The organism is Shimazuella kribbensis DSM 45090 (genome assembly GCF_000428065.1).
GTDB lineage: Bacteria > Bacillota > Bacilli > Thermoactinomycetales > Thermoactinomycetaceae > Shimazuella > Shimazuella kribbensis.
Map to the genome: position 1 here is coordinate 391,286 of NZ_ATZF01000001.1, position 12,775 is coordinate 404,060.

The window sequence follows — 12,775 nt, forward strand, 5'->3', positions numbered from 1 at the left end:
TTATCGTTTTTTTAAAATGGAATAGAAGAAAATTTTGATTCAGAGAAAGAAGTGGGTGCATGGCACAACATTATGACTTAGTCGTGGTCGGAGGAGGCCCTGGCGGGTATGTAGCAGCTGCACATGCGGCAAAGAAGGGCTTAAAGGTAGCAGTAGTAGAAAAAGAAAAGATAGGCGGAATATGTCTACACAAAGGTTGTATTCCAAGCAAATCCTTTTTGAAAAGCGCCGAAATGTACCATGCAATGAAAGAAAGCACATCATATGGGATCACTACTGAACAAGTACGCTTAGATATGCAATTAGTACAAAAACGAAAAGAAGATATAATTGCAAAATTATACCAAGGTGTGAATAACTTGTTGCGCGGAAACAAGGTTGATGTATATCATGGTACAGGCAGACTAATGGGGCCATCTATTTTCTCTCCCTTAGCAGGTGGTACAATTGCAGTAGAAAAACAGGAAGGAGAAGCAGAGATGCTTGTCCCGAAGTTTGTTTTATTAGCAACAGGTTCTCGTCCTCGACATTTAAGAGGATTGGAAGTAGACCATACACATATCCTTACATCTGACGATGCACTTGAGTTACAAGACTTACCTGCATCTATGTTGATCGTAGGTGGAGGAGCAATTGGAGTAGAGTGGGCTTCCATGCTAAGTGACATGGGTGTGCAAGTAGTATTAGTGGAATATGCCGACCGCATTCTCCCGCAAGAAGATGAAGATATAAGTATGGAGATGAAACGAATATTAGAGGGCCGGAATGTTACGATTTGGACCAATTCTCGTGTAGATGGAGATAGTGTTCAAACAGATGATGGACAAGTCACCCTTAATGTTATACAAAATGATGCAGATACAGTACATACCATTACGATTAATCAAGTATTAGTATCTGTAGGAAGAGATGCGAACACAGAAGATCTAGGCTTGGATAATACCAATATCCAAGTAGAAGGTGGGGTTATCCCCATTAATGGTTCTTATCAGACAGCAGAATCGCATATTTATGCAATTGGTGATGTAATAGGTGGGTATCAATTGGCTCATGTCGCCTCACGAGAAGGAATATTAGCAGTGAATCATATGTTAGGAGAAAACATAGATCTTCTAAATCCAAATCAAGTTCCGAGGTGTACTTATAGTCGGCCAGAGGTAGCAAGTATTGGACTAACAGAACAGGTTGCAAGGGAACAAGGTTATGATGTGGTGATCAACAAATATCCTCTTCGATATCTAGGTAAGCCTTTGGTTTATGGAAATGCAGATGGATTTATTAAAATAATTGGAGATGAAAAGACACAAGATTTACTTGGTGTTCATTTAATAGGTGTACAAGCTACAGAATTGATTTCCACAGCTAGTTTGGCAAAGTTTCTCGATGCTTCACCTTGGGAAATTGGACAAGTTATTTTTCCTCACCCGACATTTTCAGAAGTTTTTGGGGAAGCGACACAAAGCATCTAAAGAAAACTTGGCGATTGGCAAGCTGATAGGCGCAGACAGAGACCTAGTTGCACTTATGCAGATGAGATCTCCTTCCTCTCCTATCTACATCTGCTAAAAAAACTTCCTACCTACAAGCCTTTTAAGGCGCAGATAGAGGCCTAGTTGCACTGATGCACCTAGGGCACAAGTCTCGCTTTGTAGATAAGATAAAATTTATATTTTAAAAGGAGGAATTGGTTTGAAGCATCAGGAATTGGGTTTAACAAATGAACAAGTATTAGAGATGTATCGGTATATGCTGTTGGCGAGAAAAGTAGATGAGAAAATGTGGCTTTTAAACCGTGCCGGAAAGCTGCCTTTTGTTGTCTCTTGTCAAGGACAAGAAGCCACGCAAATCGGCATAGCATATGCTCTTGATCGTCAAAAAGACTGGTTATGTCCCTATTATCGAGACTTAGGGATGGTTCTTTTGTTTGGACAAACTGCAAAAGACCAAATGTTGTCTGCATTTGCCAAAAAAGATGATCCAAACAGCGGAGGTCGTCAAATGCCAAATCACTTTGGAGATCATCGTTATCGTATACTTTCTGGCTCAAGTCCTGTAACGACGCAATTCCTTCATGCAGTTGGAATAGCGTATGCTGGAAAAATAACGGGTGAAGATCATGTTGTACTTACTTCTTGTGGAGAAGGTTCCAGTAACCAAGGAGATTGGCATGAAGCATTGAATTTTGCAGGGGTACATAAATTACCGGTTATTTTCTTGGTTGAAAATAACTTATATGCAATATCTGTTCCATTGGAAAAGCAATTGGCTGGGGGAAATGTTGCTGAACGCGGACAAGGATATGGAATGCCAGGTATTCGAGTAGATGGTAATGATGTTTTTGGCGTATATGAAGTGATGAAAGAAGCAGTAGAACGTGCTAGATCCGGAGAAGGTCCAACGCTCATTGAAGCAGTTTCCTATCGCCTGACTCCACATTCTAGTGATGACGATGATTTAGCTTATCGTACACGGGAAGAAGTGGAAGAAGCAAAAAAGAGAGACGGCTTATTTGTGTTGGAAAAGTACTTGGATGACCATCAGTTATGGACACTCGATGAAAAAGAATTTTTAAATAAAGAGTTAGACGTCGAAATAACAGAAGCGATTAAATTTGCGGAATCAGCAGCTCACCCGGACCCAACCGATTTGTCCAAACACGTATATGCTTGATGAGAGGAGAGAGAGAAAATGCCTGTAATTTCTTATATTGATGCTATTACAGAGGCAATGCGGGACGAAATGGAGCGTGACAAAAGCGTCTTTATTTTAGGGGAAGACGTTGGTGTACGTGGTGGCGTATTTCGTGCTACAAATGGATTGATCGACCTTTATGGAGAAGACCGAGTTTTAGATACGCCATTGACCGAATCCGCGATTGTAGGTGTAGGCATTGGTGCAGCTGCTTACGGACTTCGACCAATTGCTGAGATTCAATTTGCTGATTTTATCATGCCTGCTGTGAATCAAATTATAAGTGAAGCTGCCAAGATGAGATATCGTTCGAATGGTACATTCCAGTGTCCTATGGTCATTCGAGCACCATACGGAGGCGGTATACATGGCGCGCTTTATCATTCCCAAAGCGTAGAGGCGCTATTTACTGGAGTACCAGGTTTAAAAATCGTAGCTCCTAGCACACCTTATGATGTGAAAGGATTGTTACTATCTTCTATCCGAGATAATGATCCAGTTCTTTTCTTTGAACATAAAAAGTTATATCGTTTAATTAAAGATGAAGTTCCAAGTGAATCGTACACTGTTCCAATAGGCAAAGCTGATGTGAAACGTGAAGGATCAGATGTTACTGTTATTACCTATGGTTTAATGGTTCACTATACTTTAGAAGCTGCTAAAAAATTAGAAGAAGAAGGTATAGATGTACATGTATTAGATTTGCGTACACTAATTCCTTTGGATAAAGAGGCAGTATTGGAAGCAACAAAGCGAACAGGAAAAGTTCTCATCGTACATGAAGATAATAAAACTAGTGGATTTGGTGCTGAAGTTGCAGCAGTCATTGCAGAAGAAGCATTTTTTGATTTGGATGCTCCTATTGGTCGGCTTTGTAGCCCTGATGTGCCATCCATGCCATACAATTCAAAATTAGAAAAGGCTTTTATGCTAAATCCAGAAAAAATAGCGACTGCCATTCGTGAACTAGCAGAACTGTAGTGGATGAGGAGAGGAAATAGATGACTATTGATATTGTCATGCCTCAGTTGGGTGAAAGTGTAACAGAAGGAACCATCTCGAGATGGTTAAAAAAACCGGGTGATCCTGTTGAAGAATATGAACCTATTTGCGAAGTGGAAACGGATAAGGTAAATACAGAAATACCATCACTATATAATGGTGTAATGGGCCAAATCCTTGCTAAAGAAGGACAAGCTATAGCTGTTGGAGAGATTATTTGTCAATTGGAGATAGCGAACGAAACACATTTTGAAGTAACTAACAAAGAGGCCCAGTTAACTCAAGTAAAGGAAACAAATCTATCAGATGATACCACATCTATGAAGCATCGCTATTCTCCAGCTGTACTTCGGCTAGCAGAAGAAAATAAGATTGATTTGCGTACTTTGTCAGGAAGTGGAAAAGGAGGACGGATCACTCGAAAAGACGTCCTAAAAGCAGTGGAAACAAAATCTACCAAATCAGTAGAACCTGCGAAACAACAGGTGATTACTCCAGTAGAGAATACGAAAAAAGAAAGTCAGACATTCCCATCAGAGATTTTGGTGGAAGATAAGGTGGTTCCTGTCTCGGGGATTAGGCGTACTATCGCAGAGCGAATGGTTAAATCCAAGACGGAAATTCCACATGCTTGGACGATGATGGAAGCAGATGTGAGTGGTTTAGTAGCCCTTCGCAATAAATATAAACATGAATTTGCTTCCAATGGAATACCACTGACATTCATGCCATTTTTTATCAAGGCAGCTGTAGATACATTAAGAGAATTTCCTTATGTAAACTCCATTTGGGGAAGAGATAAAATTATCTTGAAAAAAGATATCAATATCTCTGTTGCCATTGCAGCCGATAATGGCCTTTATGTACCTGTAATCCATCAAGCGGATGAGAAAAATATTTTTGGGATAGCTCGTTCTTTGCAACATCTGATTCATAAAACAAGAAATGGAAGTTTAGGTTTAGCAGATACACAAGGTGGAACATTTACAGTTAATAATACTGGTAGCTTTGGTTCAATTGCTTCTCAACCAATAATTAACCAGCCACAAGTAGCTATCCTATCATTTGAATCCATTGTAAAGAAGCCAGTGGTTATCGAAGATATGATTGCGATTCGGCAACGGATGAATCTTTGCTTATCGCTTGATCATCGTGTGTTAGATGGTGTGACGGCGGGACAATTTCTAGGCAGAGTAAAAGAAAGATTGGAAACCTATCAAGCAAATACCCCTTTGTAATGGGGAATTTTGGTTAGAAAAGAGTGTTTGTCATGTTTGAGGTGCAGCGACTTGGAAAGGTAGCCTATCAGCCTACATGGGATGAGCAGAAGAACATGGTTCGAGCTTTAGATGAAGGACAGATACAAGATCAGTTATTATTGTTGGAACACCCTCACACTGTTACATTAGGGAGAGGAAGCCATATTCATCATTTGCTTCTGTCCACACAAGATTATCAGTCCAAAGGAATCGATGTAGTAGAAATTGATCGAGGTGGTGATGTGACCTATCATGGGCCAGGGCAATTAGTAGGTTATCCTATTTTTTACTTGGATCACCAGAAACACGATGCACATTCTTATCTCCGAGATTTAGAGCAAGCAATCATACTTGCATTATCGTCTTTTGGAATTACAGCTGGTCGCATGGAACAACATACAGGTGTTTGGGTAAATGAAGAGAAAGTAGCTGCAATTGGGGTAAAGTTTCATAAAGCTCGTCATAAAAAGGGTTACATTACAAGCCATGGTTTTGCTCTAAATGTTAATACAGATTTACGTTATTTTTCGACCATTGTACCTTGCGGAATAACGGATTATGGAGTCACTTCTATGTCTCGTATTTTGGGTAAAGAAGTGGAAATGGATGAGGTAGTGGTAGAAGTAGAGAGTGCAATGAAACAAGTATTTACATAAATAATGATGGATTTCTAGAAACATGTGTCAAGTTAATTGTTCGTTCAAGTAAAAATGAAATCGCGGTAAAAGATTTACCGCGATTCCTATCACACATTTTTGGTTGTTCGTAGATAAGTATGTATCTATCTACAAAACCGAAACGCATTCTCTGTCTGAGCTTTTATTGTATGCCAATAAATAGATCATAGAGAGAGATAAGGGTAACAACTACTGTTCCTAAAGTAAATAATCCTCCAATATAAAAGCCTGCAGCATTACCAGTTCGCTTGTTGTACATGGTACCTATAATTGCAAGAACACTGGTGATAACAAGTAGTGGGACCATAAAATATTCCATAAACTAATTTCACCTGCTTTCCGTAAACATCCACATAGAAGAGTATACTCATAATGATAATGAAAAAACAATCCCAAAACTATTTTTTAGATTTGTGAAGAGAAGGTTTTCTAATCGTCAATGGAGGAATGACTTATGGATCGTAAAAAGAGTTTTGAAACACTATCTGGAATTCCATTAAAGACAGTATATGACGAATCCGATACTACTAAACATGAAAAATCGCCAGGTGAATATCCCTACACGAGAGGGATTCATCCGAGTATGTATCGAAGTAGACTTTGGACCATGCGGCAATACGCAGGTTTTGGTTCTGCTGAAGAGACAAATGAACGCTATCGTTATCTTTTGAACCAAGGTCAGACAGGCCTTAGTGTTGCATTTGACTTGCCTACACAAATAGGATACGACTCAGATGATTCGATGAGTATTGGTGAGGTAGGAAAAGTTGGAGTAGCGATAGACTCACTGCATGATATGGAAAGATTGTTTCAAGGTATTCCACTTGATCAAGTAAGTACTTCCATGACGATCAATGCCCCAGCATCTATTCTTTTAGCAATGTATATGGTTACTGCAGAAAAGCAGGGTGTAGATCCGAAACAAATAAAGGGAACGATTCAAAATGATATTTTGAAAGAATATATTGCCCGAGGCACTTATATCTTTCCACCTAAACCTTCCATGAGACTCATAACAGATGTCTTTCAATACTGTACAACACATACTCCACTCTTTAATACGATTAGCATTAGTGGTTATCATATACGCGAAGCTGGATCAACTGCGATTCAAGAAGTTGCTTTTACACTTGCCAATGCGATGGCTTATGTAGAAGCTGCTCTTCGAGCGAATCTCGATATTGATCAATTTGCTCCAAGGTTATCCTTTTTTTTCAATGCCCATAATAACTTTCTAGAAGAAGTAGCAAAGTTTCGAGCAGCTAGACGGATGTGGGCTCATATCATGAAAAATCGATTCCATGCTAAGTCTCCAAAATCATGGCAATTGCGTTTTCATACTCAGACGGCAGGTTCAACATTGACAGCACAACAACCAGATAACAATATTGTTCGGGTTACTTTGCAAGCGCTTGCAGCAGTGTTGGGAGGCACACAAAGTTTGCATACCAATTCGCGAGATGAAGCTTTGGCATTACCTACAGAAGATTCTGCTCGTATTGCACTTCGTACCCAGCAGATCCTCGCTCACGAAAGTGGAATTGCGGATACAGTAGATCCTTTTGGTGGTTCCTATGTGGTAGAGAGTTTGACTGATCAGATTGAGGAAGGTGCTCTTGATTATCTCAAACAGATTGAAGAACTAGGTGGTGCTGTCTCTGCTGTAGAACAAGGATTTATGCAACGAGAGATTCGTAAAGCAGCACTTGCAACACAGCGACAAATCGAATCCAAGGAACAAATTATTGTAGGGATGAATCAGTTTCAACTGGAGAAAGAGAAAGTGCCTGAATTACTTCGTGTAGACCCGGCTTTATCACAACGGCAAATAGATGCTCTTCACAAAATAAAAGCTCAAAGAGATAACAGAGTAGTTGAAGAGAGTCTATATCGTTTAAGGCAAGCAGCATCGAGTGATGAAAATCTTATGCCCTTTATTTTGGATGCAGTACGAGCTTATGCAACCATCGGGGAGATTTCCAACACACTACGAGAAATATTTGGTGAATACACCGTTTAGAAGGGAAAGAAAATCAATCATGCAAAAGCCACTTCGTGTATTGATCGCAAAGCCGGGTTTGGATGGACATGATCGTGGAGCTCTTATTATTGCACAAGCACTCCGTGATGATGGGATGGAAGTGATTTATACGGGTATCCGTCAAACCCCTGCGCAAATCGTCACGACAGCGATTCAAGAAGACGTAGATCTGATCGGACTTTCTTGCCTTTCTGGCGCACATAATGAACTATTTTCCGAAGTCATTCGTTTATTAGAAAAAGAGGGAGCATCGGATATTCCTATTTTTGCAGGTGGTGTTATTCCAGAAGCAGATATTCCCAATCTAAAGCAATTAGGGATAAAAGAAATTTTTCCGCCAGGGAGTACAATAAAACAGACTATTTCTTTTATTCGACAACTGTTCGCTGTGGAGGGATAACCCATGCATAAGATTAGTCATATTGGCATTGCTGTAGAATCATTAGAAAAATGGATACCATTTTATCGCGATACATTGGGATTTCCTTTTTTAGGTGAAGAATTGGTGGAAAGCGAAAAAGTTCGTGTCGCTTTTTTTCAGATAGGGGAAAGCAGGATTGAATTGCTGGAACCGGTAGATGATACAAGTGCTATTGCTAAGCACATTCAAAAAAGAGGAGAGGGTTTTCATCATATTGCGTACGAGGTAGAGAATATCCATCAATCGATTTCCAGTTTACAAAAAAAAGGTGTATCACTTATAAATGAGGAACCAAAAGAAGGTGCACATCAATCCCTTATTGCCTTTCTTCATCCATCTTCTACTGGTAAAGTACTAACTGAGCTTTGTCAATCGCAATCACAGGAGGACTAACTGATGCAGAAAAAAATAGATGAACTTCATGCAAGACGTGACATGATTCGGGCTGGTGGAGGAGAAAAGCGAATCGCGTCTCAGCATAAACGAGGTAAACAAACAGCAAGAGAACGAATTGAGATGCTTGTTGATGAAGGAACTTTTGTCGAGTTAAATCCCTTTGTGAAACATCGAGTTACTTCGTTTGGTATGGACAAAGAAGAGGCACCCGGGGAAGGAGTGGTAACAGGAAGCGGAAAAATAGATGGAAGAGTAGTATTTTTATTTGCTCAAGATTTTACTGTGTTTGGAGGAGCACTCGGAGAGATGCATGCGATGAAAATCGCTCGAATGATGGATTTAGCAGCTCAAAACGGCTCTCCCATTATCGGATTAAACGATTCGGGTGGAGCACGAATTCAAGAAGGTGTACTCTCGCTCGATGGCTATGGCCATGTATTCAAACGTAACGTGATGTATTCTGGAGTCGTACCACAAATTTCTGTTATATTAGGTCCTTGCGCAGGAGGAGCTGTTTACTCGCCTGCGTTAACAGACTTTGTGTTTATGGTAGAACAAAAAAGTCAAATGTTTATAACTGGGCCAAAAGTAATTGAAACCGTTACCAAAGAAAAAATATCAGCAGAAAAACTAGGTGGAGCTGATATTCATGCTAGTATTAGTGGGAACGTACATTTTACCTCACCTTCAGAAGTGGAAGTTTTTGAAAATGTTCGCCGTTTATTAAAATATTTACCAGATAACAACAGAACATTACCACAATTTTCCGCAAAGCCAGATCAAGAAGATTGGATAGAAGATTTAAGAAATGTAGTACCTACGGAAGGAATGAAGGCCTATGATGTAAAAAAAGTAATAGAGCACATTTTTGATAATGGTGAGTTTTTAGAAGTTCATCAAAAATTTGCTCGTAACTTGGTTGTTGGGTTTGCACATTTAGATGGTAGACCAGTAGGGGTAGTTGCCAATCAACCCAAATTTATGGCAGGGGGGTTAGATATTGATGCATCGGACAAACTAAGTCGTTTTGTTCGTTTTTGTGATTGTTTTCAAATTCCTCTTATTACTTTTGTTGACGTCACAGGATTTTTTCCAGGTGTTGGTCAAGAGCATCGTGGTATTATTCGGCATGGTGCGAAGATTTTATATGCTTATACTGAAGCAACCGTTCCTAAAATTACGGTTATTCTCCGTAAAGCTTATGGAGGTGCTTATGTAGCACTGAACAGCAAATCGATCGGGGCTGATATTGTATTTGCTTGGCCGTCTGCGGAAGTCGCTGTGATGGGATCAGAAGGTGCGGCCAATATTATTTTTCAGCGTGAGATTGACGAGAGCAATACCCCAGAAGAGACGAGAAAAGCTAAGATAAGTGAGTACAAAGATCAATTTGCGAACCCTTATGTTGCTGCTGCGTACGGTATGGTAGATGATGTAATTGATCCTAGAGAGACAAGGCTTAAACTAAAACAATCGCTGGAGATGTTAGAGCGCAAACATGTTCAAACTCCTAATAAAAAACATGGTAACATCCCCTTGTAATAATTCTGTAAAATAAGTATAATATATCTGTAATAAAGAGCGCTGTCCTTCAACTTCTGCGATGAACAATTAAACAAAAATTGACATAAATAACTACTGTACTTGTCCGTTTTAAATCTGAGCAAATCTCCTCCTAACAAAAGGAGCATATTCGTATTTGCGAAAGCATGGTCTATTCGATTGGGGGACAACGAACGTGATTTTATTAATAAAAAAATGGAATAAAAGCTATGTTATTGGTGTCATAGCAGACAAAAAAAGAAAGGAGAGCTACATGTACCTATTTTGACTAGGTAAGTAGGTACAATACGGCAGGACTTGTCGGAATTAACGCCTCTGGAGTGTTACACCAAACGCAATGTATTGCGACACGTGGAAAGAGGAAAAATATAGGTTCAAGGAAAACAGAACGGAAAAAAGATCCTATATTAAAAGGTAGCATACAGTACGGTGGTAAATAAAAATCGGTTGATCGACGAATTTATTCGTTTGGTGCAAATAGACAGTGAATCGGGAAATGAACGCGCAATTTGTGATTTTTTGAAGGAGAAATTATCTTCTTTAGGGTTAGATGTTGTGGAGGATCAGTCCGCTACCTTTACCAAACATAATGCAGGGAACTTAATTGCTAGTTATACAGGTAGTATTGCAGATGCTCCAACCATCTACTTCACATCGCACATGGATACCGTAGCACCAGGCAAGAGGGTAAAGCCCTCGATACTCGGAGATTATATCGTAACAGATGGAACAACTGTATTAGGCAGTGATGACAAGGCTGGTATTGCTGCTATTGTAGAAGGTATACGTATTTTACGGGAAAAGAATATACCACACGGCAATCTACAATTTTTATTTACAGTTGGAGAAGAGTCAGGTTTAGTGGGAGCTCGTCATTTAGATAAATCATTAATGGAAGCAGAATATGGATTTGCTTTTGATGCAGGAGGGCAAGTAGGGGAAATTATTACTTCTGCACCAGCACAAGTAAAAATTGAAGCTGCAATTCATGGAAAAGCGGCTCATGCCGGTTCTAGTCCAGAATCAGGGATTAGCGCGATCCAAGTTGCAAGTCAGGCAATCTCCCGAATGAAACTAGGGAGAATAGATGAAGAAACAACAGCAAATATCGGAATGTTTCAAGGTGGAATCGCTACAAATGTTGTACCAGAGTATGTGAAAATATTTGCAGAAGCACGAAGTAGAAACGAGAAAAAATTGGTTCACCAAGTAGAAGAAATGGTGATGGCATTCCAATTAACTGCCAAGCAAATGGGAGCAACAGCAGAAGTCGAGACCAAATCATTGTATCCAGGATATTCTTTTACAGCAGACGACCTAGTTGTCCAAAAAGCGATTGCAGGTGTCAAAAAAGTTGGGCGTACTCCTCACTTGGGAGTTAGTGGGGGAGGAAGCGATGCCAACGTAATTGCTGGATATGGCATTCCAACTGTGAATCTAAGTATTGGCTATGAAAATATTCATACTACCAATGAACGGATGTCTATTCCAGAGTTGGTAAAAGCGGCAGAATTGGTCGTTGCGTTAGTGCAAGAAAGTGCCCATTAATCTGGGAATGAATTAGCGTAGCTTCCTATACTTTACTGCTTTAGTGTAAAAATAGGACTTATATATTCATACAAAGGCCAACCCGAACGAATTTTGGGTTGGCTATTTATTTTTTTCTATTCGATATAAATTTTATTGACAATACATATAATTCAATCTATAACACATTTGTTGATTATCTTGTTTTTTTTCGATCCTCACGACACTTCCTTTGGCTTCTTGAACCAAAAATCAAATCAAGATATCAAAGAAAGTGTCGTGGCATGACGATGTAATGTTGGATTCATATTGATCGACAAGATGTAGTTTTACAGGCGATTTTGGATTTGTTGAATCGATTGGACTAGTGAAATCATCCGATTTATTTTGGATGAAAGAAGAAGGGCCAACAAATGTTAATATATCCAAATTTACATTATCAGTTTTGATATAATTGAATTTTATAAGACAATAGGAGAGATAGTATTGTCCATTATCCACTCATTTACATCAACAATGGTTAATCGTTTCGAATCGATTCAAGCTGTTGTCATTTTTGGAAGTTATGCAAGAGGAGAAGAAAAGGAGGGATCAGATTTAGATGTGTATCTTATTTTTGAACAACTGAATCCTTCACTCCTCTTAGAAGTAGGGAATGAATGTAGAGATTTATTTGCTCGTCATAAGATGGAAATATCCTATCCATTATGTTTAACAATAGACGATTTTTATAGTAAATATTTGAATAATGGCTCAACAGATCCGATTAAATATTTTGAGTCCATTGTAACCTACGGTAATTTATCCTTGAATCCACCTAATAAAGAAAAGGTGAGCGAGTTTTATAATGAAATCCTAATAGAAGCTATGCTTGACCTTCGTTATAGTCTCCTAAGAAACAACATAAGTCCCAAATGTCTTATGCAAGTAGTGAAGTTATTGGTAATTGCCTTAAAACTCGAGAGGTATTTGACAACTAGTCAATATCCCAAGACTTTGCCAGAATTAAGACATAGCTTAAAAGATACAAATGCAGAAATTATACCGATATGGTTTCAAAATCATGGCTTATTTTTGGAGAATATGAATCAAAGTAGAGAAAATGTGATAAGTCAGCTTTTTTCTATATTACATAAATTGCAACAACACTATTCATAGTACAATATATTTTGAAGTTTCCATGTGTGTTGATGTTGTG

General features: G+C 39.1%; 12 protein-coding genes. 11 read left to right on the forward strand and 1 reads right to left on the reverse strand.

The window, feature by feature from the left end:
* The first annotated feature begins 59 nt into the window (after positions 1-59).
* The 5 genes from lpdA to lipB all read left to right on the forward strand — a co-directional run bounded on the left by lpdA (position 60) and on the right by lipB (position 5,608).
* Positions 60-1,469, forward strand: coding sequence for a dihydrolipoyl dehydrogenase (gene lpdA / locus A3GQ_RS0102235; protein ID WP_028775666.1), 1,410 nt, complete (start codon positions 60-62; stop codon positions 1,467-1,469).
* 265 nt (positions 1,470-1,734) lie between these two features.
* Positions 1,735-2,670: a thiamine pyrophosphate-dependent dehydrogenase E1 component subunit alpha gene (locus A3GQ_RS0102240; RefSeq protein ID WP_083964085.1), complete on the forward strand. Its 936-nt coding sequence runs from the start codon at positions 1,735-1,737 to the stop codon at positions 2,668-2,670.
* Positions 2,671-2,688: 18 nt separating this feature from the next.
* Positions 2,689-3,672, forward strand: a complete 984-nt coding sequence (locus tag A3GQ_RS0102245) for an alpha-ketoacid dehydrogenase subunit beta (RefSeq protein WP_028775668.1) — start codon at positions 2,689-2,691, stop codon at positions 3,670-3,672.
* A gap of 20 nt (positions 3,673-3,692) precedes the next feature.
* Positions 3,693-4,931 carry a dihydrolipoamide acetyltransferase family protein gene (locus A3GQ_RS0102250; protein ID WP_028775669.1) on the forward strand — a complete coding sequence of 413 codons (1,239 nt, stop codon included), beginning with the start codon at positions 3,693-3,695 and terminating at the stop codon, positions 4,929-4,931.
* A gap of 32 nt (positions 4,932-4,963) precedes the next feature.
* Positions 4,964-5,608: a lipoyl(octanoyl) transferase LipB gene (gene lipB / locus A3GQ_RS0102255; RefSeq protein ID WP_028775670.1), complete on the forward strand. Its 645-nt coding sequence runs from the start codon at positions 4,964-4,966 to the stop codon at positions 5,606-5,608.
* A 163-nt stretch (positions 5,609-5,771) separates the two neighbouring features.
* Here lipB and A3GQ_RS26590 read toward each other — a convergent pair whose 3' ends face one another.
* Entirely contained in the window at positions 5,772-5,948 is a 177-nt protein-coding gene (locus A3GQ_RS26590) for a hypothetical protein (protein ID WP_156877510.1), read from the reverse strand.
* A 135-nt stretch (positions 5,949-6,083) separates the two neighbouring features.
* On the opposite strand from A3GQ_RS26590, the gene A3GQ_RS23125 reads away from it, so the two are divergent.
* From A3GQ_RS23125 to A3GQ_RS23130, 6 genes are all read left to right on the forward strand, one after another.
* Positions 6,084-7,649, forward strand: coding sequence for an acyl-CoA mutase large subunit family protein (locus tag A3GQ_RS23125; RefSeq protein WP_083964048.1), 1,566 nt, complete (start codon positions 6,084-6,086; stop codon positions 7,647-7,649).
* Entirely contained in the window at positions 7,633-8,070 is a 438-nt protein-coding gene (locus A3GQ_RS28335) for a cobalamin B12-binding domain-containing protein (protein WP_342664979.1), read from the forward strand. Before A3GQ_RS23125 ends, A3GQ_RS28335 begins: the two co-directional genes overlap by 17 nt.
* Positions 8,071-8,073: 3 nt before the next feature.
* A complete protein-coding gene (mce, locus tag A3GQ_RS28340; protein WP_028775672.1) occupies positions 8,074-8,484 on the forward strand; it encodes a methylmalonyl-CoA epimerase in 411 nt (136 codons plus the stop codon).
* Between the two features lie 3 nt (positions 8,485-8,487).
* A complete protein-coding gene (locus A3GQ_RS0102280; RefSeq protein ID WP_028775673.1) occupies positions 8,488-10,029 on the forward strand; it encodes an acyl-CoA carboxylase subunit beta in 1,542 nt (513 codons plus the stop codon).
* 450 nt (positions 10,030-10,479) lie between these two features.
* Complete coding sequence (locus A3GQ_RS0102290; protein ID WP_028775674.1) at positions 10,480-11,598, forward strand: M20/M25/M40 family metallo-hydrolase; 1,119 nt, start codon at positions 10,480-10,482, stop codon at positions 11,596-11,598.
* A 465-nt stretch (positions 11,599-12,063) separates the two neighbouring features.
* A complete protein-coding gene (locus tag A3GQ_RS23130; protein ID WP_037463606.1) occupies positions 12,064-12,735 on the forward strand; it encodes a nucleotidyltransferase domain-containing protein in 672 nt (223 codons plus the stop codon).
* Positions 12,736-12,775: the final 40 nt, after the last annotated feature.